Annotated in this window: 23 protein-coding genes; 12 read left to right on the forward strand and 11 right to left on the reverse strand. The window is 67.5% G+C overall.

Annotated elements, in window-relative coordinates; translation table 11 throughout:
* Positions 1-65: 65 nt before the first annotated feature.
* The 6 genes from HAV18_RS11165 to HAV18_RS11190 all read right to left on the reverse strand — a co-directional run bounded on the left by HAV18_RS11165 (position 66) and on the right by HAV18_RS11190 (position 5278).
* Complete coding sequence (locus tag HAV18_RS11165; RefSeq protein ID WP_166955522.1) at positions 66-1310, reverse strand: acyl-CoA dehydrogenase family protein; 1245 nt, start codon at positions 1308-1310, stop codon at positions 66-68.
* A 33-nt stretch (positions 1311-1343) separates the two neighbouring features.
* Positions 1344-2102, reverse strand: a complete 759-nt coding sequence (locus tag HAV18_RS11170) for an SDR family NAD(P)-dependent oxidoreductase (RefSeq protein WP_166955524.1) — start codon at positions 2100-2102, stop codon at positions 1344-1346.
* A 7-nt stretch (positions 2103-2109) separates the two neighbouring features.
* On the reverse strand, positions 2110-2874 hold the full coding sequence (locus HAV18_RS11175; protein ID WP_166955526.1) for an SDR family oxidoreductase: 765 nt from the start codon (positions 2872-2874) through the stop codon (positions 2110-2112).
* Positions 2875-2917: 43 nt separating this feature from the next.
* Positions 2918-3949: a phosphotransferase gene (locus tag HAV18_RS11180; RefSeq protein WP_166955529.1), complete on the reverse strand. Its 1032-nt coding sequence runs from the start codon at positions 3947-3949 to the stop codon at positions 2918-2920.
* A gap of 20 nt (positions 3950-3969) precedes the next feature.
* Positions 3970-4644 (reverse strand): histidine phosphatase family protein, encoded by a 675-nt coding sequence (locus HAV18_RS11185; protein WP_166955531.1) that lies wholly within the window; start codon positions 4642-4644, stop codon positions 3970-3972.
* A gap of 133 nt (positions 4645-4777) precedes the next feature.
* The gene (locus tag HAV18_RS11190; RefSeq protein WP_166955533.1) at positions 4778-5278 is read right to left on the reverse strand and encodes a GNAT family N-acetyltransferase; all 501 of its coding nucleotides are present in this window, start codon (positions 5276-5278) and stop codon (positions 4778-4780) included.
* A 128-nt stretch (positions 5279-5406) separates the two neighbouring features.
* Between HAV18_RS11190 and HAV18_RS11195 the strand changes: the two genes are divergently transcribed.
* From HAV18_RS11195 to HAV18_RS11205, 3 genes are all read left to right on the forward strand, one after another.
* Positions 5407-5853 carry a PaaI family thioesterase gene (locus tag HAV18_RS11195; RefSeq protein ID WP_166955535.1) on the forward strand — a complete coding sequence of 149 codons (447 nt, stop codon included), beginning with the start codon at positions 5407-5409 and terminating at the stop codon, positions 5851-5853.
* Positions 5854-6032: 179 nt separating this feature from the next.
* On the forward strand, positions 6033-6770 hold the full coding sequence (locus tag HAV18_RS11200; RefSeq protein WP_407062418.1) for a response regulator: 738 nt from the start codon (positions 6033-6035) through the stop codon (positions 6768-6770).
* Positions 6771-6772: 2 nt separating this feature from the next.
* The gene (locus HAV18_RS11205) at positions 6773-7858 is read left to right on the forward strand and encodes an ATP-binding protein (protein ID WP_166955536.1); all 1086 of its coding nucleotides are present in this window, start codon (positions 6773-6775) and stop codon (positions 7856-7858) included.
* Between the two features lie 30 nt (positions 7859-7888).
* On the opposite strand, the gene HAV18_RS11210 is transcribed toward HAV18_RS11205, so the two are convergent.
* The gene (locus HAV18_RS11210) at positions 7889-8575 is read right to left on the reverse strand and encodes a hypothetical protein (RefSeq protein WP_166955538.1); all 687 of its coding nucleotides are present in this window, start codon (positions 8573-8575) and stop codon (positions 7889-7891) included.
* A 193-nt stretch (positions 8576-8768) separates the two neighbouring features.
* On the opposite strand from HAV18_RS11210, the gene HAV18_RS11215 reads away from it, so the two are divergent.
* Positions 8769-10046 (forward strand): MFS transporter, encoded by a 1278-nt coding sequence (locus HAV18_RS11215; protein ID WP_166955540.1) that lies wholly within the window; start codon positions 8769-8771, stop codon positions 10044-10046.
* Between the two features lie 101 nt (positions 10047-10147).
* On the opposite strand, the gene HAV18_RS11220 is transcribed toward HAV18_RS11215, so the two are convergent.
* Together HAV18_RS11220 and HAV18_RS11225 are read right to left on the reverse strand one after the other, a co-directional pair.
* Complete coding sequence (locus tag HAV18_RS11220; protein ID WP_166955542.1) at positions 10148-10378, reverse strand: hypothetical protein; 231 nt, start codon at positions 10376-10378, stop codon at positions 10148-10150.
* Positions 10362-11309, reverse strand: coding sequence for a LysR family transcriptional regulator (locus tag HAV18_RS11225; protein WP_166955544.1), 948 nt, complete (start codon positions 11307-11309; stop codon positions 10362-10364). Before HAV18_RS11225 ends, HAV18_RS11220 begins: the two co-directional genes overlap by 17 nt.
* 115 nt (positions 11310-11424) lie before the next feature.
* On the opposite strand from HAV18_RS11225, the gene HAV18_RS11230 reads away from it, so the two are divergent.
* From HAV18_RS11230 to HAV18_RS11265, 8 genes are all read left to right on the forward strand, one after another.
* Positions 11425-12480 carry a 4-hydroxythreonine-4-phosphate dehydrogenase PdxA gene (locus tag HAV18_RS11230; protein ID WP_166955546.1) on the forward strand — a complete coding sequence of 352 codons (1056 nt, stop codon included), beginning with the start codon at positions 11425-11427 and terminating at the stop codon, positions 12478-12480.
* Between the two features lie 76 nt (positions 12481-12556).
* Positions 12557-13729, forward strand: a complete 1173-nt coding sequence (locus tag HAV18_RS11235) for an L-rhamnonate dehydratase (protein ID WP_166955548.1) — start codon at positions 12557-12559, stop codon at positions 13727-13729.
* Positions 13730-13737: 8 nt separating this feature from the next.
* Entirely contained in the window at positions 13738-14655 is a 918-nt protein-coding gene (locus tag HAV18_RS11240) for a dihydrodipicolinate synthase family protein (protein ID WP_166955550.1), read from the forward strand.
* 137 nt (positions 14656-14792) lie between these two features.
* Positions 14793-16085: an MFS transporter gene (locus HAV18_RS11245; RefSeq protein WP_166955552.1), complete on the forward strand. Its 1293-nt coding sequence runs from the start codon at positions 14793-14795 to the stop codon at positions 16083-16085.
* Between the two features lie 43 nt (positions 16086-16128).
* Complete coding sequence (locus HAV18_RS11250; RefSeq protein WP_166955554.1) at positions 16129-17076, forward strand: YncE family protein; 948 nt, start codon at positions 16129-16131, stop codon at positions 17074-17076.
* A 1-nt stretch (position 17077) separates the two neighbouring features.
* The gene (locus tag HAV18_RS11255; protein WP_166955555.1) at positions 17078-18037 is read left to right on the forward strand and encodes an amidohydrolase; all 960 of its coding nucleotides are present in this window, start codon (positions 17078-17080) and stop codon (positions 18035-18037) included.
* Positions 18038-18401: 364 nt separating this feature from the next.
* On the forward strand, positions 18402-19484 hold the full coding sequence (locus HAV18_RS11260) for a MerR family transcriptional regulator (protein ID WP_166955569.1): 1083 nt from the start codon (positions 18402-18404) through the stop codon (positions 19482-19484).
* On the forward strand, positions 19484-19771 hold the full coding sequence (locus HAV18_RS11265; RefSeq protein WP_166955571.1) for a barstar family protein: 288 nt from the start codon (positions 19484-19486) through the stop codon (positions 19769-19771). The genes HAV18_RS11260 and HAV18_RS11265 overlap by 1 nt, the downstream gene beginning before the upstream one ends.
* A 47-nt stretch (positions 19772-19818) precedes the next feature.
* Here the strand turns inward: HAV18_RS11265 and HAV18_RS11270 are convergent, their stop codons facing one another.
* Both HAV18_RS11270 and HAV18_RS11275 read right to left on the reverse strand, forming a co-directional pair.
* Positions 19819-20133: a hypothetical protein gene (locus tag HAV18_RS11270; protein ID WP_166955572.1), complete on the reverse strand. Its 315-nt coding sequence runs from the start codon at positions 20131-20133 to the stop codon at positions 19819-19821.
* 63 nt (positions 20134-20196) lie between these two features.
* Entirely contained in the window at positions 20197-21012 is an 816-nt protein-coding gene (locus HAV18_RS11275; RefSeq protein WP_166955573.1) for a carboxylesterase, read from the reverse strand.
* Between the last annotated feature and the right edge of the window lie 11 nt (positions 21013-21023).

Raw genomic sequence — 21023 nt, forward strand, 5'->3', positions numbered from 1 at the left:
CTTGCCGGCATCTTACGGCGTGCGCCGCCCGTTCGTCCACGGCCCTGCGCATCCCGGCGCGACGCTCAGGCGCGCAGCGGCGGCGTCAGGTACGGGGCCGTCGAACCCGGCTCGCCGTCCTTGATTTCCATCCGCGCGATCGCCTGCAGGTGCACCTCGTCCGGGCCGTCGGCGAAGCGCAGCGCGCGGCCCCAGGTCCAGAGGTCGGCGAGCGGCGTATCGGGGCTCAACCCCGCCGCGCCGAACACCTGCATCGCGCGGTCGCACACGTCCGTGTACACGGTCGGCACCAGCGCCTTGATCATCGCGATTTCCTTGCGCGCGGCCTTCGCGCCGACCTTGTCGATCATCCACGCGGCCTTCAGCACGAGCAGGCGCGCCTGCTCGATCTCGATGCGCGAGCGCGCGATCCATTCGCCGACCGTGCCGTGCCGGTTCAGCGGCTTGCCGAACGCGACGCGCGACTGCGCGCGGTCGACCATCAGCTCCAGCGCGAGCTCGGCCGCGCCGATCGAACGCATGCAATGGTGGATGCGGCCCGGCCCGAGGCGGGCCTGTGCGAGCGCGAAGCCGCTGCCTTCCTCGCCGAGCAGGTTGCTCGCCGGCACGCGCACGTTGTCGAACGTGATCTCGCAGTGCCCTTCCGGCGCGTAGTGATTGACCACCGTGATGTTGCGCACGATCGTCACGCCCGGCGTGTCGCGCGGCACGAGAATCATGCTCTGCTGCTGGTGCGACGCGGCCTCGGGATCGGTCTTGCCCATCACGATGAAGATCTTGCAGTTCGGATGCGCGGCGTTCGTGATGAACCACTTGCGGCCGTTGATCACGTACTCGTTGCCGACGCGCTCGATACGCGTCGTGATGTTCGTCGCATCCGACGACGCCACATCAGGCTCCGTCATCGCGAACGCCGAACGGATCTCGCCGCGCAGCAGCGGCTTCAGCCACTGCTCACGCTGCTCGGGCGACGCGAACATGTGCAGCAGCTCCATGTTGCCGGTGTCCGGCGCGTTGCAGTTGAACACCTCCGACGCCCAGCTCACGCGCCCCATGATCTCGGCGAGCGGCGCGTATTCGAGGTTCGTCAGGCCCGTGCCGGGCTCGTCGTCCTTCAGGTGCGGCAGGAACAGGTTCCACAGCCCTTCCGCCTTCGCGCGCTCCTTCAGTTCCTCCATGAACGACACGGGATACTGGCCCGCGTGCACTTCCTCGTTCCACTGGCGGATGCGCGGCACGATGTGCGCGTCCATGAATGCGCGCACGCGGCTACGCAGTTCTTCCACTTTCGGGGTATAGCCAAAGTCCATGATCGACTCCTCGATTCCGTTCGTTCGGTTTCGTCAGAAGGCCGAGACACCGCCGTCGACGGCGACGGCCTGCCCGGTCAGATACGTGTTTTCCTTCGCGCACAGCGTCAGCATCGTCGCGACGACTTCCTCGGGCCGGCCGAGCCGCTTCATCGGCGAGCCCTGCGCGAGAAAGTCCTGGCGGTCGCCGAGATCGCTGTCGGTGACCATCGGCGTGGTGCTGTAGAACGGGCACACCGCATTCACGCGAATACCGTGGCGCGCGTATTCGATGGCCGCCGTCTTCGTGAGCCCGACCACCGCATGCTTCGACGCCGCGTAGGCCGCCAGCTTCGGCGCGCCGCCGAGCCCGGCCATCGACGCGACGTTCAGGATCACGCCTTCGCGCTGCGCGAGCATCTGGCGGATCTGGTGCTTCATCCCGAAGAACACGCCCTTCGCGTTCACCGCGAAGCTCAGGTCGAGATCGGCTTCGTCAGTGTCGATCAGCGCCTTCATCGGCGGCGCGATGCCCGCGTTGTTGATGCCGACGTCGAGCCGGCCGAAACGCCCGGCAGCGTCATGCACCAGCGCGGCAACCTCCGCTTCCACACGCACGTCGCAGCGCCGCGCAATCACGTCGGCACCGGCCGCGCGCAGCGGCGCAGCCACGCGTTCGAGCGCTTCGCCGTTCAGGTCGCCGAGCGCCAGCCGCGCGCCCATCGCGGCGAGTTCGCTCGCGAGCAACGCGCCGAAGCCGCTCGCGGCGCCGGTGATCATCACGGCCTGCCCGGCATAGCTGTCGATCTTCATCGCGCGCTCAGATCGTCAGGCCGCCGTCGACGACGATGCATTCGCCGTTCGTGTAGCTCGCCGCGTCCGACACGAGGTACAGCACGGTGCCGGCCATTTCGCGCGGTTCCGCGTGGCGGCGCAGCGGGATCTTCGCCTTCCACGTCTCGTAGATCTCCTTGTCGGCGAACAGCGCGCCCGCGAATTTCGTCTTCGTGAGCCCCGGCAGCAGCGCGTTCACACGGATGCCGAGCGGCCCGCACTCCTTCGCGAACGCCTTCGTCATGTTGACGACGGCCGCCTTCGTGATCGAGTAGATGCCCTGCCGATCGCCCGGCTGCAGCGCATTCACCGACGCCGTGTTGACGATCGCGCCGCCGCCGTGTTCCTTCATCAGCTTGCCGGCCTCGACCGACATGAAGAAGTAGCCGCGGATGTTCACATCGACCGTCTTGTCGTAAGCGGCGAGATCGGTATCGAGGATGTGCCCGAAATACGGGTTCGCGGCCGCGTTGTTCACGAGAATGTCGAGGCGACCATGCTTGCCGCGGATATGCTCGAACGTCGCGGCGATATCTTCCAGGCGCCCGACGTGGCAGGCCAGCGCCTCGGCGCGGCCGCCTGCCGCGACGATTTCGTCGGCCACGGCCTGGCAGTCGTCGAGCTTGCGGCTCGACACGATCACGTGCGCGCCCTGCTGCGCGAGCAGTTTCGCGATTTCCTCGCCGATGCCGCGGCTCGCGCCCGTCACCAGTGCAATCTTGCCCGTCAGGTCGAACAGATTCGTTGCCATGTTGCTGTGCTCCTCCATTGTTGGGTTGTCGTGCCGCCGCCGCTCAGCGATGCGCGTCGATCACGCCGACGGCCATCTCGGCCAGCCGCCCGGCCATCGCGCCGACGCGCAGCGCCTGTTCGCTCGATGCATTGCCCTGCAGCGCGCGCGCCTTCACGCCCTGCGCGATCGCCGCGAGCCGGAAGAAACTGAATGCGAGGTAGAAGTGCCAGTCGCGGATCGGCTCGATGCCGCGCAGTTCGCAATAGCGCGCGACGATCGCCGCTTCGTCCGGCACGCCGAGTTCGGCGCGATCCTGGCCCGCGAGCCCGCGCACCTGGCCACCGGACGGCAACCGCAGGCACATGCAGAGATACGCGAGATCGGCGAGCGGATTGCCGAGCGTCGACAGTTCCCAGTCGAGCACGGCCTGCACGCGGTAGCTGTCGCGCGCGAACATCAGGTTGTCGATCCGGAAGTCGCCATGCACCAGCGTCGGCCGGCCCGTGTCCTCGGGGCACGCCTTCGGCAGCCAGTCGATCAGCGTCTCCATCGCGTCGAGGCGCTCCGTTTCCGCCGCGCGGTACTGCTTCGTCCACACGCCGATCTGACGCTCGAAGTAGTTGCCGGGGCGGCCGTAGTCGGCGAGGCCGACTGCGTCGACATCGACGTCGTGCAACGCGGCCATCGTCTGCAGCAATGCGTCGTAGCACGCCGCGCGATCGGCCTTCGGCAGTTCCGGCAGCGCGGGATCCCAGAAGATCCGGCCGTCCTCGAAGCTCATCACGTAGAACATGCTGCCGATCACGTCACGGTCTTCGCAGAGGTGATACGGGCGCGCGACCGGCACCGCGGTGCCCGACAGCGCGCTCAGCACGCGGAATTCGCGGTCGACCGCGTGCGCGGACTTCAGCAGTTCGCCCGGCGGCTGGCGGCGCAGCACGTAGCGGCCGCTCTTCGCATGCAGCAGGAAAGTCGGATTCGACTGGCCGCCGGCAAACTTCTCCATGTCGACCGGGCCTTCGAAGCCCGGCACGTGCGCTTCCAGATAGCGCGTGAGGCGGGCTACGTCGAGTTGCTGGGTAGGGTTCGTCATCGTCGCGTGTCGTTCGTGGGTCAGCCGTAGGTTCGCAGCGCGTGTCGTTCGGGATCCTCCAGATGCGGGATGCCGTTGAACGACGCGAGATGGAATGCATCGGCGTTGAAGAAAAACTGCGAAAGGCTGCTGTTGCGGATCTGCAGGTTCAGCGCGATCGCGCTCGACGGCGGGGCGGCCAGCACCTGCTGCACGGTGACCGCGATCGGGCCGCCGGAGCTCACCGCCAGCACGCGCTGGCCGCCGCCGTGGCGGATGGCCGCGCGGGCATCGGACACGCGCTGCTGGAAATGTGCCCAGGTCTCGGGGGCCGAATCGCCGAGCTTGTCTTCCGACCAGAGCTGCAGCACCTGCCGGAGCGCGCGGAAATGCTCTTTCATCGAGCCGGCCGCGAGGCGGGCGATTTCGGGGTAGTCGTGCGCGGCGGCGGCGAACAGGCCGTGGAAGTCGTATTCGTTCAGGCCGGGATGGCGGTCGACCTGCACGCCCTCGCGGCCCATCCCGCGCAGGATCGCGTCGACCGTCTGCGCGTGGCGGTTCAGCGTGCCGCAGATCACGCGGTCGAACGTCAGCTCTTGCCGTGCGAAGTATTCGCCGAGCCAGACGCTCTGCTGCTCGCCCGCCGGGGATAGACGGTCGTAGTCGTCCGTGCCGAAAGACGCCTGCCCGTGCCGTACCAGAAAAAGTTCAGCCATCGCATGCCCGCCAGATCAGAGGGATTCAGCATAGGCGGCGGGGGTACATTTTCAAACTTTATTTTCTGAATCCGGGGGTATTCATTGGGTGAATTGTGGTGGGCCACCGTTTCCGTGGATCGGGAAGTGAGCGCTAACGGATCGGGCGCTGCATGACGATGACGTCGCCGGTAAATCTCGGATTCACCGTGCGCCGAATCTCCACGAAGCCTTCGCGCTGCCAGAATGCCTGGGCGCGAGGATTGGTCGAGATCACCGCCAGTTGCACCGTGCGAAAGCCCCATTCACGCGCCATGTCGAGGAGCAACCCCAGCGAAGTCTTCCCGTAACCACGCCGTTGATGCGCTTCCGAGAGCAACAGCAGGCCGATCCACATGCAGTCGTCGCTCGGATAGGCGCGGATGACATCCGCGCAGCCGATCATCTGCCGGTCGACGAACACGCCGAACACCGATTTGTCAGCCGCGTCCTTGGCGGCCGGCTTGCCGGCGAAAAAATCGTCGACGTCTGCCTCGGTCGGCAAACGGCCTTCGACGCGTTGCGTGTACGAAGGCGCTTCGGCGAAGACGCGCCGGACGTCGGCGCGGTCGCTGGCCGACTCGGCGGAAAGCGGGTGGACGGTGAGCATCAGCATCGGATAGGCGCCGAAGACGAGAAAGCCGATTCTAAGGCGAACGGAATACCTTTTGCGTTACGCTCCCGGAACGCCCCGCCAGCCGTTTGCGACCCGCCTCCGCCCCTGCCCACCGCGCTCGACACGCCATGACCGACGTCCTCAACCCGAACTTCATCGAATCCGTCGCCGCCAGTTTCGACAAGCAGCACGCGATGCGCCTGATCCAGGCCAGCATGCCGCTGATCGACGTCGGACGAACCGAAATCCACGTGCCGCACTGGCAGGGCATCGAGCAGCAGCACGGCTTCGTCCACGGAGGTGTGGTCGGCATGATCGCCGATTCGGCCGCGGGCTACGCGGCGATGACCACGGTGGCTGCCGATGCGTCGGTCCTGACCGTCGAGTACAAGGTCAATCTCGTCGCACCTGCCGCGGGCGACAAGCTGATCGCCCGTGGCGAGGTGATCCGGCCGGGCCGCACGCTGATCGTCACCAAGGCGGAAGTCTTCGCCGTCAGCGGCGACGAGGAAACGCTGTGCGCGGTCATGCAGCAAACCATCATGGTGATGCACGGCAAGCGCGACCGCGCGTAACGCGGCGCCGGCATGCAACCCCGTTGAATCGCGAGCCGGCCGAAAGGTTTCGGCAAGGCCCCGCCTTCGAAGCAATCCGCTGATGCCGTGCGCCGCGCGCCGCCGCCCGGCCTTTGTTCGGCGGCATTTCCCATGCGGTAGTATGGCGGCTCGATGGAAACCCCGATGGACTCACACGAATGGCCCTGCCTGATCTCCCGACCCTTTCCAGCGCCGGCCAGGACGCCCAGGCGCTCGTCCTCATCGCCGAGGACGAACCCGAGATCGCAGAGATCCTGACCGCCTATCTCGCGCGCGGCGGCCTGCGCACCGTGCACGCCGCCGACGGCCGCCGCGCACTGGAACTGCACCTGCAGCTCAAGCCCGACCTCGTGCTGCTCGACGTGCAGATGCCGCACGTCGACGGCTGGAAGGTGCTCGCCGAAATCCGTCATCGCGGCGACACGCCCGTCATCATGCTGACCGCGCTCGACCAGGACATCGACAAGCTCACCGGCCTGCGCATCGGCGCCGACGACTACGTGGTGAAGCCGTTCAATCCCGCCGAAGTCGTGGCGCGCGCGCAAGCGGTACTGCGCCGCTCGATGGCCGGCTCGCGCCAGGAAGAACAGCGCGTGCTGCGGGTCGCGCCGTTCGAGATCGATCTCGAACACCACGAAGCCACGCTCGAAGTGGGCAGCGAACGGCACACACTCGTCCTGACGCTCACCGAGTTCAAGCTGCTCGCGCAGCTCGCGCGCGCGCCGCGGCGCGTGTTCAGCCGCGCCGAGCTGATGGCCACCTGCCTGCCGGAAGGCGACGCACTGGAACGCACGGTGGACAGCCACGTCAGCAAGCTGCGCAAGAAGCTGGACGACCTCGGCGTGCAGGGCGTGCCGGTCAGCGTGCGCGGCGTCGGCTACAAGCTCTGGAGCTGAACATGAAGCTCGATGGCCTGAGCCGGCAGATCGCGTTGACGATGGCCGGGATGGCATTCGGCGTGACACTGCTGATGGTGCTCACCGCGTACACCTTCTACTACTTCGCGTTCAATTACTGGCCTGCACATTTCGACACGAAGAACTTGATGCCGACCGCGCCGGAATGGGTGTGGCTGGTCTCGACCACGTCGGTCGGCCTCGCGCTGTCGGTCGCGGTCGCGGTCAATCTCGCGCGTCGCATCCTCGTGCCGCTGAACTCGGTCACGGACAGCATTCGCCGCGTCGCGCGCGGCGATCTCGACGCGCGCGCCGTCGCGGGCGACCGCTCGCTGCATGAAGCCGCGCTGCTCGCCGACAACTTCAACGCGCTCGCCAGTGAGCTGCAGCGCGTGACCAACGAGCAGGCGATCTGGAACGCGGCGATCGCGCACGAGCTGCGCACGCCCGTCACGGTGCTGCGCGGGCGCCTGCAGGGGCTCGCCGAAGGCGTGTTCACCCCCGACGAAGCACAGTTCCGCAGCCTGCTCGGGCAGGTCGAGGGGCTGACGCGGCTGATCGAGGATCTGCGCGTGGTCAGCCTCGCGGACAGCGGCCACCTGAGCATCGAGATCCGCGACGCCGATCTCGCGTCGGATGCGCGTGCGGTGGTCGACATGTTCGAGCCTGCGCTGCAGGCCGCCGGCCAGCATCCGGTGCTCGATCTCGACACGCGGCGCATGCGCTGCGACCCGGTGCGCATCCGCCAGGCGCTGCTGGCGCTGCTGGAAAATGCGCGCCGCCATGCGGTGCCCGGCACGATCCGCATCCAGACGTGCATCGAAGACGGGATGTGCCGGTTGCGCGTCGAGGACGACGGTCCCGGCATCCCGGCCGATTTCGCACAGCACGTGTTCAAGGCATTCAGGCGCGCCGACGACACGCAGCCCGGCGGCAGCGGCCTCGGGCTCGCCGTCGTCGCGGCGATCGCGCATGCGCATCACGGCGAAGCCGTCTGCGTGCCGAGCCGCACCGGCGGCACGCTGTTCGAAGTGCAGTGGCCCGACAACCTCGTACCGGCACCGGAACACGAGCGCTTTCCGGCCTGAAACGCCGACTTTACGTCCGACGTTGCGCGCTCACGCGCGCGGCTCGCGCCCGACCTGTTCGAGCGGCGGGTTGAACCCGAGCACCGTGTACTCGAGCACGGACACCGTCCCTTTCCCGGCCGCGCCCTGCACGACGACCGCGCGCACGGCGCCGGCCCGGTCGAATTTCAGGCGGGTGCCGACGGTGGCATTGCGCAGCGCCTCCAGCTCCTCGATCCGCGCGATCGCCAGCTTGCGCACCGCGCCGGACACGTACACCGGCAGGAACACCAGCGCGATGAAGATCGACACGGCGTCCTTCGATACGCTGTCCAGCACCGGCTGACCCGACATCACGAGCGACAGCGACGTCGCGGCGACGAAGATCGCGAGCACGGTCGCGCCCACGCCGAGCGACGAGAACCGCTCGGCCGCCTTCTTCATGCGTGCCTTCACGAGCGCGCGGGTGGTCGCGGACGGCACCAGCCATTCGCGCTGCGCGCCGTGGTATCCGGCGAAGCCGAGGAACAGCGTCGCGACCGCGCTGATGCCGATGCTGGGGTACAGCGCATCGAACAGCATGCAGATGAATTCGAGCACGAACACGATCACCGGCGGCCACAGCAGCAGCCGGAACGAATAGCCGTCGCGGCCCTGCCCGCGGATCCACCATTTCACCGGCGCAAGCTGCCAGAAGCGGCTCTCCTGATGGAGCGAAAGTTCTTCGTTGTCGGTCAATTCTTCACCTGTGGTGCTTCGTTGCGTCGGGTACGGCTGCCGCGGCTGCTACGGCTGAAACGGGAATGAATACCTGGGGTTATCGATTGATCCCAAAGATTCATTAGACAGTGTCTCCGCCGCCGCGCGATGCTGGCCCGGCCAGTGAACGCGGCGTCATTGCCACGCCGCGCACGAGAATGGAGTGAGACACATGCCCAACGACCAACGTCAACGGCGCCACACCCTGTGGCTGCTGTGCGCGCTTTCGTTCATCCTCTACGTCGACCGCGTCAACCTCGCGACCGCGGCCGGCGCGATCAAGGCCGAGCTCGGCCTGTCGAATACCGAACTCGGCGTCGCATTTTCCGCGTTCGCGTATTCGTATGCAATCTGCCAGATCGGCGGCGGCTGGATCGCCGACCGGTTCGGCGCCCGCGTCACGCTGATCGGCTGCGGGCTGATCTGGGTCGTGTCCACCTTCACGACGGGCCTCGTGCACAGCCTCGGGCTGCTGTTCGCCGCGCGCCTGCTGCTCGGCATCGGCGAAGGCGCGACCCTGCCCGCCCAGGCCCGCGCGATCACCCACTGGTTCCCGCGCGAGCGGCGCGGCGTCGTGCAGGGCTTCACGCATTCGTTCTCGCGGCTCGGCAACGCGGTCACGCCGCCGCTCGTCGCCGCGCTGATGACCTGGCTGTCGTGGCGCGCCGCGTTCTTCGTGATCGGCGCGGTGACGCTCGTGTGGCTCGCGTGGTGGATCGTCGGCTTCCGCGAACATCCGCTCGGCGACGAAGCGGGTACCGGCCACGCGCGCGCCGCCCGCGCTGCCGCACCGTCCGGCCCGACGCCGTGGGGGCCGCTGTTCCGCCGGATGGCGCCGACCATCTTCGTCTACTTCTGCTACGGCTGGACCGCGTGGCTGTTCTTCACGTGGCTGCCGACCTTCTTCCTGAACGGCCAGGGCCTGAACCTGAAGTCGACCGCGCTGTTCGCGTCCGGCGTGTTCTTCGCGGGCGTGGTCGGCGATACGCTCGGCGGCTGGCTCTGCGACCGGATCTACCGGAAGACCGGCAACCTCGCGCTGTCGCGCCAGAGCGTGATCGTCGCGAGCTTCGCCGGCGCGCTCACCTGCCTGCTGCCGCTCGCGTTCGTGCACTCGACGGCCGGCGTCGCGCTGTGCCTGTCGGGGTCGTTCCTGTGCCTCGAACTGACGATCGGGCCGATCTGGGCCGTGCCGAGCGACATCGCGCCGACTCACGCCGGCATCGCGAGCGGGATGATGAACGCGGGCTCCGCGATCTCGGGGATCCTGTCGCCGATCCTGTTCGGCTATCTCGTCGATCGCACGGGAAGCTGGACGGTGCCGTTCATCGGCTCGGTCGCGATGTTGCTGATCGGTATCGTCGCCGCGCTGCGGATCCGCCCGGAACGTACGCTGTCGGAATCGATGCCGACGCTCGGAGACGCGCCCGCTGCGCCGTCGGCGCACTGAAGCCGTTCGCTTCGGGTTCGCCTGCCGCAGCCGCCTCGCCGGCGTCGCCATCACGCTTCACCGCGTTCCGCGATGGTGGTGGCTTGGCTTGGCTTGCTTGGCTAGTTCGGTTGGTTCGGCTTGATCGGCTTGATCGGCTTGATCGGCTGGTTCGGCTGGTTCGGCTGGTTCGGCTGGTTCGGCTGGTTCGGCTGGTTCGGCTTGATCGGCTTGATCGGCTTGATCGGCTTGATCGGATTAATGGGCTTGGTGGGCCTGCTCGGCCAGCGCGGTTGGCGCGGCTGGCTCGGCCGCCTCGGCTGGCAAACCGCGCCATTACGCATCGCCGTCATCCCCCGCCCCGTCCCGATGAAACAGCGCGAGAAATTGCTGCGCAGGGATGCTCAGCGGCCGGTCGCGCCGCACGAGGCTGCCGTACGACGGCAGCTTCTGTTCGAGCGTGTAATCGATGATCGCGACGAGCCCGTGCTCCGCATTGCGCTGCGCCACCGTCAGCGGAATCACGCCGAGCATCGGCGAACGATCGACGAGGTTCATCGTGGTCAGGATCGAGCCCGTTTCGACCAGCCCGCGCGGCATCGGCTGGTGCCGCGCGCTGAACTCGCGCTCGACCACCTCGCGCGCCGGGCTGCCGGCCGGCTGCAGGATCCACGCGTAATCGAGCAGCGCGTCGAATGCCACCGGCCCCGCGCCCGCGAGCGGATGGTCGCGGCCCGCGATGATCGCGAGCGCCTCGTCGTCGACCACGCGGAAGTCGCAATCGGTCCCGACGTGGCGCCCGATCACCACTTCGAGCACACCTTCGCGCAGCTGCGGCATCAGCCGGTCGCTCGTATCCACCGCGATGTCGATCGCCAGCAGCGGGTAACGCGCCTTCAGCTGCACCAGCGCCTCGGTGAGCCGCCCCGGTGACGCCGCCATGATGCTGCCGATCGCGAGCCGCCCCGCGCTGCCGAGCTGCAGCTCGCCGAGCTCGCGGTTCAGCGCCTCCATGCTGCCGCGGATCCCGCGGAAATAGCCGAGCACGCGCTCGCCGGCCGGGTTCAGCACGAGCCCGCGCCCGACCCGATCGAACAGCCGCTGGCCGAGCGCGCTCTCCAGTTCGGCCAGCATCTTCGTCGCGGCCGGCTGCGTGAGGCCCATCTGCTCGGCCGCCGCGCGCAGCGTCGAGCATTCGTCCACGGCCAGCAGCAGCGCGATCTGCCGCATGCGCAGCCGGTTCAGCAGCTGCGGGGTCGAGTCTCGTCGGTCGATCGAGCCCATCTTTGATTACTCCAGGTTATCGATTCATCAAGAGTTTTCAATTTACCGACTCATTCCGTCTACCTAGCATCAACCCCATACACGAACGGCCACGCGCCGCCACCGGAGACACAGCATGCACACCCCATCGACCGCCGCCCCCCTTCCCGTCGTCGCGCTGACGCTCGGCGACCCCGCCGGCATCGGCGCCGAACTGATCGCGAAACTGCTCGCCCGCCCCGACGCGACCGCCCGCGCGAATCTCGTGCTGATCGGCGATCGCTGGCTGTGGGAAGCCGGCCAGCGCGTCGCGGGCGTGACCGTCGACGTCGAGCCCGTCGCGTCGCTCGCCGCCGTGCGCAGCCGGCCGTCGACCGCACGTGCCGCGTTCGTCGCCATCGACACGATCGATCCGGCCGACGTCACGGTCGGCCAGCCCGGCGCGGCCGGCGGCCGCTCGACGCTGACCGTACTCGACCTGTGCCTCGACGCCGCGCTCGCCGGCGACATCGACGCGATCTGCTTCGCGCCGCTGAACAAGTACGCGATGAAGCTCGGCGGGCTGAAGCACGAGGACGAGCTGCACCACTTCGCCGAGGCGCTCGGCGTGACCGGCTACTTCTGCGAATTCAACACGCTCGGCGAGCTGTGGACCGCGCGCATCTCGTCGCACATTCCGCTGAAGGATGCGCCGGGCTACCTGAGCATCGAGCGGATCGAACAGGCATCCGAACTGATCTACCGATCGCTGCTCGCGAACGGTGTCGTGACGCCGAAGGTCGCGATCGCAGCGTTCAACCCGCACGGCGGCGACGGCGGAAGCTGCGGCCGCGAGGAAGTCGACATCATCGAGCCGGCGGTGCGCAAGCTGCAGTCGCGCGACTGGCCGACCGACGCGCCGTTCCACGGCCCGTTCCCGGCCGACACGATCTTCCTGAAGGCGCAGGCCGGCGACTACCAGGCGATCGTCACGATGTACCACGACCAGGGGCAGATCGCGATCAAGCTGCTCGGCTTCTCGCGCGGCGTGACCGTGCAGGGCGGGCTGCCCGTGCCGATCACGACGCCCGCGCACGGCACCGCGTACGACATCGCGGGCCGCGGCACCGCCGACGTCGGCGCGACCTGGCAGGCACTGCAGATCGCTTGCCGGATGGGCGCCGCGCGCCGCACCCCCACCGTTTCGGCGTGACGCCCGCACGCCCCGCTCGCACACCCCGCTTGCACACCCTTTACACACGACAACACCGAATCCCGGAGACACCATCATGAAGATCCGTTCCGTACGCGCACGCGTATTCCAGTGGAAAGGCAAGACCGTTCCGCCGCAAGGCAACTTCTGCTCGAACGCGATGGACCTGCTGTACGCGCCGCAGGAAACGATGAGCACGTTCCGCTTCCATTCGTGGACGGTCGTCGAGGTCGAGACCGACGACGGCATCGTCGGCCTCGGCAACGTCGCGCTCGCGCCGCACGTCGCGAAGGTGATCATCGACCAGTACCTCGCGCCGCTCGTGATCGGCCAGGACCCGTGGGACTACGAATACCTGAACCAGCGGATGTATCGCGCGACCCATGCGTGGGGCCGCAAGGGCATCGGCATGGCGGCGATCTCGGCGGTCGACATCGCGATCTGGGACATCCTCGGCAAGAGCGTCGGCAAGCCCGTGTTCAAGCTGCTCGGCGGCCGCACCAAGGAAAAGATCCCCTGCTATTACTCGAAGCTCTACCGCACCGACCTGAGAGAGATGCAGGACGAGGCGCAGCGCTACATGAAGGAAGGCTTTCGTGCATTCAAGATGCGCTTCGGCTACGGGCCCGCGCACGGGCAGCAAGGCGTGACCGAGAACCTGAAGTCGGTCGCGGCGATCCGCGAGGTGATCGGCTACGACAACGACCTGATGCTCGAGTGCTACATGGGCTGGAACCTCGAGTACGCGAAGCGCATCCTGCCGAAGCTCGAGAAATACCAGCCGCGCTGGCTCGAGGAGCCGGTGATCGCCGACGATATCGACGGCTACGCGGAGCTGAACCAGCTGACACGCATTCCGATCTCCGGCGGCGAACACGAGTTCTCGCTGTACGGCTTCAAGCAGCTGCTCGACCGCAAGGCCGTGTCGGTCGTCCAGTACGACACGAACCGCGTCGGCGGGATCACGATGGCGCACAAGATCAACGCGCTGTGCGAGGCGTACAGCGTGCCGGTGATCCCGCATGCGGGCCAGATGCACAACTACCACCTGACGATGAGCACGCTCGCGTCCCCGATGAGCGAATACTTCCCGATGTTCGACGTCGAGGTCGGCAACGAGCTGTTCTATTACATCTTCGACGGCGAGCCGGTGGCCGAGAACGGCTTCGTGCAATTGCGCGACGACGTGCCGGGCCTCGGCCTCACGCTGAAGACCGAGTTCCTCGACCAGTTCGACATCGTCGAGTGAGGCCCGCCATGAACGCACGCTACCAGGGCGTCTTTCCGGTCGCGCCGACGATCTTCGATGCGCACGGCGCGCTCGATCTCGACGGCCAGCGCCGCTGCCTCGACTTCATGATCGATGCCGGTTCGCACGGCATCTGCATCCATGCGAATTATTCGGAGCAATTCGCGCTCGGCGACGACGAACGCGACCTGATCACGCGCACCACGCTCGAACACGTCGCGGGCCGCGTGCCGGTGATCGTCACGACGTCGCACTTCAGCGCGCGGATCTGCGCGGAACGCAACCGGCGCGCTCAGGCGATGGGCGCGGCGATGGTGATGGTGATGCCGCCGTATCACGGCGCGACGTTCCGCGTGCCTGAAGCGCAGGTGCGCGCGTTCTTCCGCGAGGCCGCCGACGGCCTCGACATTCCGCTGATGATCCAGGACGCGCCCGCGAGCGGCGTCGCGCTGCCGGCGCCGTTCCTCGCGTCGCTCGCCCGCGAGATCGGCGCCGTGTCGTACTTCAAGATCGAGACGGCCGGCGCCGCGTCGAAGCTGCGCGAGCTGATCGCGCTCGGAGGCGACGCGATCGAAGGGCCGTGGGACGGCGAGGAAGGCATCACGCTGCTCGCCGATCTCGATGCCGGCGCGACCGGCGCGATGACGGGCGGCGGCTATCCCGACGGGATTCGCCGGATCACCGACGCGTATTTCGCCGGACGCCGCGACGAAGCGGTCGAGCAGTACGCGCGCTGGCTGCCGCTCATCAACTACGAGAACCGCCAGTCGGGCTTCCTGACCGCGAAGGCGCTGATGCGCGAAGGCGGCGTGATCGCGTGCGATAACCCGCGCGCGCCGTGGCCCGAGCTGCATCCGCAGGTGCGCGCGGGCCTGCTCGACGTCGCGCGGCGGCTCGACCCGCTCGTGCTGCGCTGGGGACGCTAGACAACGGTTCACATCGGTACACACGTGCAACGCCGCAGGGCGTTGCGCATCGGCGGCCGGTGCGACACCGGCGCGTCACGGCGTGACAGCGGTCCATCAGAAGACCGCCGCCGCCCACCACCAAGATTGGAGACACCATGACCCTGTTGACCCCGGCCACCCCGGCCTACGAAGCCGGCGAAGCCATTCCGCGCCGCCGCTGGCTGCGCGTGATTCCGCCGCTGCTGCTCGCCTGCATCATTTCCTACATGGACCGCGTGAACATCGCGTTCGCGATGCCCGGCGGGATGAACGCCGATCTCGGCATGGACGCGACGATGGCCGGCCTCGCCGGCGGCATCTTCTTCTTCGGCTACCTGTTCCTGCAGATTCCCGGCGGCCGGCGCGCGGCGCTCGGCAGCGGCAAGACGTTCATCGCGTGGTCCCTCGTGAGCTGGGCCGTGCTGTCGATGCTGACCGGGCTCGTCACCCATACATGGCAACTTTTGACACTGCGCTTCCTGCTCGGCGTGGCGGAAGGCGGGATGCTGCCCGTCGTGCTGACGATGGTCAGCCACTGGTTTCCCGACCGCGAACGCGGCCGCGCGAATGCGATGGTCATCATGTTCGTGCCGCTCGCCGGGATGATCACCGCACCGCTGTCCGGCTTCATCCTCGCCGCGTACGACTGGCATCACCTGTTCTTCAGCGCGGGCGCGCTGTCGCTGCTGTGCCTGGTCGTGTGGCTGCTGTTCGCCGACGACGGCCCGGAAACCGCGCGCTGGGTGTCGCCGCGCGAGAAGGCGTACATCCTCGACGCGCTGCGCGACGAGCAGGAGCGCAAGCGCGCGGCCGGTACGACGGCGGCCACCTCTTTCCGCGAGCTGCTGCGCAACCCGACGATCTGGCTGCTCATCGCGATCAACTTCTGCTATCAGGTCGGCATCTACGGCTATACGATGTGGTTGCCGACCCTGCTGAAAAACCTCACGCACAGCGGGATGGGCAAGATCGGCCTGCTCGCGATGCTGCCCTATGTCGCGATGGTGATCGGGATGTTCGTCACGTCGTATTGGTCTGACCGAACCGGCAAGCGCCGCCTGTTCGTGCTGCTGCCGCTCGCCGGCTTCGCCGCGTGCCTCGCGCTGTCGGTGCTCACGCATGCGTCGATGGCCGTGTCGTTCGCGTTCCTGATCGGCTGCGGCTTCTTCCTGCAGGCGGCCGCCGGCGTGTTCTGGGCGATTCCGCCGAAGCTCTGCAGCGTCGAGACGGCCGGCAGCGCGCGCGGCCTGATCAACGCGCTCGGCAATCTCGGCGGCTTCTGCGGCCCGTATGCAGTCGGCGTGCTGACCCAGCACGTGAGCGCGGCGGCCGGCGTGTACAGCCTCGCGGTCACGCTCGCGGTGGCCGGCGTGCTCGCGATGACGCTGCCGAAACGCTGCGAGGACTGATACCGGATACGCGGGACAGCGAACGATCTAACGGAGACTCACCATGAACGACATCCTGTTGCTGGTGCAGAAATGCGCCCATACCTTCAGCTTCTACGACCTCGACACGAAAACCGCGCTCAAGCACGTCGTGCTGCCGAACTTCCCGCACGAGTTCACCGTCGACGTGAACGAGCGCTACGCCTACGTCGGCATCTTCGGGATCGAGACCGCGTGGTCGCGCGGCCATGAAGGCGATCACCGGATCGCCGAGATCGATCTCGTCGCACGCACGCATACGCGCATGCTCGACCTGTGGCCTTACTACCGGCCGCACGGGATGGCGAGCGACCGCGACGGCCGGCTGTACGCGATGAGCGAGGCGCACGACATGCTGCTCGTGTTCGACGAGCCGACCCGGCAGCCCGTGCCGAACATGGCCGTGCCGTCCGGCGGCGTGAAGACGCACCTCGTGACGCTCACGCGCGACGCGAGCCGCGCCTACGGCGTGCACCTGCTGTCGAACACGGTCACGCAGTTCCATCCGCGCGACGCAACGGTCGCGCCGCGCGCGGTGATGCCCGGCCCGCGCCCCGAAGGCAATGCGCTGTCGAGCGACGAGCGCACGCTGTTCGTCGCGAATCGCGGCGACGACACGCTGGTCGAGATCGATACCGAAACGATGACCTGCGGCCGCCGCGTGAAGACGCGCAGCGATCCGAACCGCATCTACCGGACGAGCACGCCGGACGGCCGCGACCTGCTGCTGTTGACTAATTCGGGCGAGCGGTCGATCTCGGTGTTCGATGCACGGCAGCTCGAGGAGATCGAACGCATCGCGCTGCCCGCGAACCCGACCGCGCTATCGTTCCATCCGTCGCGGCGCGTCGCGTACGTGTCGTTCCAGGACGACTACGTGCGCGAGCTCGATCTCGATAGCTGGCGGTTCGTCGGCGCATTGGCGACGCTGCGCGAGCCCGATGCGTCGTACGTGCTCGCCGGAGCACGCTGACATGCGCGTAGGGACGCCGCCGGACGGCATGCCGGATGCGCTCGTCGATGCGCATCACCACCTGTGGCGGCTCGATGCGGGTGCTCACTACCCGTGGCTGCAGGCGCACTACGATCCGGCGCGCTTCATGTTCGGCGACTACGCGGCACTGTGCCGCGATTTCGGGGTGGACGATCTCCGGCACGCGGCGCAAGGTGCGCCGATCGTCGCCAGCGTGCACGTCGAAGCCGAACGCGCGCACGACGAAGCGCTGGCGGAAACGCGCTGGCTGCACGAGGTCGCTGAAACGCACGGGCTGCCGTCGGCCGTCGTCGCGTGGGTCGACCTGCTCGCCGGCGACGCGGACGAACGGCTTGCCGAGCAGGCCGCGTGTCCGCTCGTGCGCGGCGTGCGCTTCAAGCCGCGCACCGCGGCCGCGCCGGATGCCGCCGTCGACGGGCCCGGCACGTTGCACGATCCGCGCTGGCCGGCCGCGCTCGCACGCCTCGCCGCGCACGGCCTGAGCTGGGATCTGCGCGTGCCGTTCTGGCATCTCGGCGAAGCGGCCGCGCTGCTCGCCGATGCACCCGGCGTCGACGTCGTGCTCGAACACGCGGGCCTGCCGTGGGACCGCTCGGCAGCCGGGCTCGCGCGCTGGCGCAGCGGCATGGAAGCGCTCGCCGCGTTGCCGCGCGTCGCCGTGAAGATCTCCGAACTCGGCTTGCGCGACGCGGCGTGGAACGACGCGGACAACGCGCGGATCATCCGCGACACGATCGCGATCTTCGGCTGGGAGCGCTGCCTGTTCGCCAGCAATTTCCCGGTGGCCGGCCTGCGCGTGACCTATCCGGCGCTGCTGCGCACGTTCGCGCGCGCGATGACGCATCTCGACGACACCGCACGCCGTGCGATCTGGCATGACAACGCGCTGCGCGTCTACCGGATCGCGCTCGACGCGCTGCCGCGGCCGGTTCGCGGATAGCGCCGCCTTCCCTTCCATTCCCCCTCGTGTCGATCGGGCGGCGCGCCGCAGCCCCCCCCCTTTTCGGGCATCGCACGACCCGATCCAGGCAAAAAGTATCGGTTGGCATTTTCTTTTGATGCGGTGCACGCATCGCCGCCGTCACACCACGGGTTCTGCCATCAACGACGGCACTCGAACAAGCGGAATCAAGAAGACACGGGTCAACAAGATGCGAATCGTCGCAGCGGGCGAGCTGCTCGGCGCGTGTCTGCCGGGCGTAACAGCCGCGTCGTCGTCGATTCGCGCTCGATCGCGCTTGACCCGGCCCTTGGGATCGCCTTTATGCTGAGCGCAACGAATCGACAGCAAAGAGAGGTGACGGATGGGCACGTCCACGCCCCGTTTGAACGCGTCGGCCGCCGCCGCGCGGCTCGGCGTCTCGATCAAGGCGCTGCGGCTGTACGAGCGGCACGGCCTCGTCACGCCGGAACGCACGCCGGCCGGATACCGTGCGTACGGCCCGGACGATCTCGCCCGCGCGGCCGACATCGCCGCGCTGCGCGCACTCGGCCTCAGTCTCGCGCAGGTGGCGAGCGTGCTCGACGGCGACGCGCGCAGCCTGGACGACGCGCTGGCCGCTCACGAAGCCGCGCTGGACCACGGCATTCAGGATCTCGTGCGCAAGATCGACCGGGTGCGCGCGATCCGCGCCGGCCTCGCGCGCGGCCGGATGCCGGCCGAGGGTGAGCTGACGCGGCTCGTCGACGATACCGGTGCGGGTGTCGCGTTCAACCTGCCGTGGCCATGGGGCGGCGAGTGGTTCGAGTGTCGTGATATCCGGCCGCTGAACTACATCATCGGCTCGCTGGGAAGCGGCAAGACGCGGCTCGCGCTTCGGCTGGCCGACGCGCTGCCCGGCGCCGTGTTCGTGGGGCTCGATCGGCTGGAAAGCGATTGCGCGGCGGCACACGCGGTATTGCGCGCCGATCCTGCGCTGAAGTCGCGCGTCGACCGCACATTGACCTCGCTCACCGACAGAGGCGCAACGCCGTCGACAGCGCTGACCGCGCTGCTCGCCAGTCTCGAAGCGGACGGCCCACGCGCGCGGGTCGTCGACATGATCGAACAGGATCTCGACCGGCCCACGCAACTGGCGTTGATCGCGCATCTGCGTGAATGCGCGGCCGCCGGCATGCGACCGCTGTTCCTGCTCACGCGCTCGTCGGCGATCCTCGATCTGTCCGCAGTCGGCCCCGACGAAACCATCCTGTTGTGCCCGGCCAATCACAGCCCGCCTTCGCGCGTGGCGCCTTACCCCGGTGCGCCCGGCTACGAAGCCGTAGCGACCTGCCTGGCGTCGCCGGAGATCCGCGAGCGGATTGCGCGGCGGCCGGATGCGCGCGCTATCATGCCTTGTACGGAGCGGGAAATGAATATTTCGCGACCTGTCCGTCGGAGAACATGATGGCACGCGACAAGCGGGTAGAAATCGAACTGGACGACATTGAATCAACCGAACAGTTGCATGTGCGGCTGATGAAGAAGTTGGGTTTCCCGGACTGGTATGGAAGAAACTGGAATGCGTTCTGGGACGCCATCACCGCGCTGGTGGATATGCCGCTCATTCTCCGGCTGAAAGGTTGGTCGGAATTTGAACGCCGTTTTCCCCGCGACGCAAAGCTGATGAGCGACTGCCTGCGGGACATGGCCCGGCAGTACCCGGCCTTCGCATCCCGTATCGAGTACGACTGATCGAACGCCACCGCGAACCGAAAGATCGCGCGTCCCTTCCTTCCGCACTAGTCTTTTTCCCGCACGTTCAGCGCCATTTCCATCGTATCGAAATAGGCGTTCACCAACTCATAGTAAGGCTCCCAGTCGGATCTGCCCGGGCCAAGGGGAGCCTCCTGCATGAAGCGCCGGCCTCTATCAATGAATGTGCGTAACGGCGCATGGTTTTCGCTCAGCCAGCAAGCGATCGAATGATTCACCGTGCTCGATAACTGATAGATGTATGCATCCCGCCGGTAGATGCGAAGCGCGAGAAACCGCTCGCCGTTCAATTGGCGTTGCATTGCCTTGATCTGCACAGACAGCGCTTCAAACTGATTCATGGCCGCAGCAACCTGACATGAATTCGCACTCGGATTGACGCCACTGTGACAGCAGCCCCGACGTCACGATTCCATCCGCCCCATCCTGCGCGCCATCGCCGGGCTGACCGCATGCACGGGATCGAACCCGAAGAATTCGAGCACGTGGCGTGCGACGTCGTCGCGATCGTTGTCCGCGCAGATCATGTGGTAGCTGTTCTCCAGCACGATCCCGCGCGCATCGGGCATCTTCGCGAGCAGGAAATCGGCCGAGCGCAGGCTCGTGAGTTCGTCCTCGCGCGCATGCAGCACGAGCGTCGGGGACGGCGTGCCGGCCGCGGCCTCGAGCGCCCAGTCACGCATCCGGTCGACCTGGCGCACGCACGCGAGCGGCACCCACGCATAGTGGAAACTGTCCTCGCGCTCGAACTTCTTCTTCACGATCGCGCGGATCGTCGCGTTCTTGATGCCGAACGGATCGCCTTCCTCGACCCGCATCCGCTCCGCGACACCCGGCACGCGGTACAGCACATGCCGCAACGCGCGGTACCACGGCGTCGACCAGCCATCGATGAACACCGGCGTGGCCAGCAACGCCAGCCGGCCGCGCGCATGCTGCACGCGATGGCACAGCAGCAGCGCGACCAGCGCGCCCATGCACATGCCCGCGACATGCAGCGTGTCGTACTCGTTTTCCAGCGCGCGATACTGCTCGGTCACCGCATCGAGCCACGCCTCCGCGCGCACACCGACCAGATCCTCGGGGCGCGTGCCGTGCCCCGGCAGCGTGATCATGTGCGTATCGCCGCCCGCGCGCCGCACCGCCTTGTGCAGCGACCCGAGATCGTATTGCGTGCCGCCGAGCCCGTGGATCAGCAGGACGCCCGTGCGGCCCGTCATGACGCGTCCCG

The sequence above is a fragment of the Burkholderia sp. D-99 genome (genome assembly GCF_011605345.1).
In the GTDB taxonomy this organism is placed as follows: Bacteria; Pseudomonadota; Gammaproteobacteria; order Burkholderiales; family Burkholderiaceae; genus Burkholderia.

Excerpts from the sequence above, each read along its gene's own strand:
- HAV18_RS11170 (WP_166955524.1), bottom strand. The coding sequence starts at position 2,102 with ATGAAGATCGACAGCTATGCCGGGCAGGCCGTGATGATCACCGGCGCC.
- HAV18_RS11180 (WP_166955529.1), bottom strand. The coding sequence starts at position 3,949 with ATGACGAACCCTACCCAGCAACTCGACGTAGCCCGCCTCACGCGCTAT.
- HAV18_RS11240 (WP_166955550.1), top strand. The coding sequence starts at position 13,738 with ATGAACGCACGCTACCAGGGCGTCTTTCCGGTCGCGCCGACGATCTTC.
- HAV18_RS11190 (WP_166955533.1), bottom strand. The coding sequence starts at position 5,278 with ATGCTGATGCTCACCGTCCACCCGCTTTCCGCCGAGTCGGCCAGCGAC.
- HAV18_RS11245 (WP_166955552.1), top strand. The coding sequence starts at position 14,793 with ATGACCCTGTTGACCCCGGCCACCCCGGCCTACGAAGCCGGCGAAGCC.
- HAV18_RS11175 (WP_166955526.1), bottom strand. The coding sequence starts at position 2,874 with ATGGCAACGAATCTGTTCGACCTGACGGGCAAGATTGCACTGGTGACG.
- HAV18_RS11230 (WP_166955546.1), top strand. The coding sequence starts at position 11,425 with ATGCACACCCCATCGACCGCCGCCCCCCTTCCCGTCGTCGCGCTGACG.
- HAV18_RS11205 (WP_166955536.1), top strand. The coding sequence starts at position 6,773 with ATGAAGCTCGATGGCCTGAGCCGGCAGATCGCGTTGACGATGGCCGGG.
- HAV18_RS11275 (WP_166955573.1), bottom strand. The coding sequence starts at position 21,012 with ATGACGGGCCGCACGGGCGTCCTGCTGATCCACGGGCTCGGCGGCACG.
- HAV18_RS11220 (WP_166955542.1), bottom strand. The coding sequence starts at position 10,378 with ATGACGGCGATGCGTAATGGCGCGGTTTGCCAGCCGAGGCGGCCGAGC.
- HAV18_RS11265 (WP_166955571.1), top strand. The coding sequence starts at position 19,484 with ATGGCACGCGACAAGCGGGTAGAAATCGAACTGGACGACATTGAATCA.
- HAV18_RS11270 (WP_166955572.1), bottom strand. The coding sequence starts at position 20,133 with ATGAATCAGTTTGAAGCGCTGTCTGTGCAGATCAAGGCAATGCAACGC.
- HAV18_RS11260 (WP_166955569.1), top strand. The coding sequence starts at position 18,402 with ATGGGCACGTCCACGCCCCGTTTGAACGCGTCGGCCGCCGCCGCGCGG.
- HAV18_RS11250 (WP_166955554.1), top strand. The coding sequence starts at position 16,129 with ATGAACGACATCCTGTTGCTGGTGCAGAAATGCGCCCATACCTTCAGC.
- HAV18_RS11200 (WP_407062418.1), top strand. The coding sequence starts at position 6,033 with ATGGCCCTGCCTGATCTCCCGACCCTTTCCAGCGCCGGCCAGGACGCC.
- HAV18_RS11215 (WP_166955540.1), top strand. The coding sequence starts at position 8,769 with ATGCCCAACGACCAACGTCAACGGCGCCACACCCTGTGGCTGCTGTGC.
- HAV18_RS11185 (WP_166955531.1), bottom strand. The coding sequence starts at position 4,644 with ATGGCTGAACTTTTTCTGGTACGGCACGGGCAGGCGTCTTTCGGCACG.
- HAV18_RS11255 (WP_166955555.1), top strand. The coding sequence starts at position 17,078 with ATGCGCGTAGGGACGCCGCCGGACGGCATGCCGGATGCGCTCGTCGAT.
- HAV18_RS11235 (WP_166955548.1), top strand. The coding sequence starts at position 12,557 with ATGAAGATCCGTTCCGTACGCGCACGCGTATTCCAGTGGAAAGGCAAG.
- HAV18_RS11165 (WP_166955522.1), bottom strand. The coding sequence starts at position 1,310 with ATGGACTTTGGCTATACCCCGAAAGTGGAAGAACTGCGTAGCCGCGTG.
- HAV18_RS11225 (WP_166955544.1), bottom strand. The coding sequence starts at position 11,309 with ATGGGCTCGATCGACCGACGAGACTCGACCCCGCAGCTGCTGAACCGG.
- HAV18_RS11195 (WP_166955535.1), top strand. The coding sequence starts at position 5,407 with ATGACCGACGTCCTCAACCCGAACTTCATCGAATCCGTCGCCGCCAGT.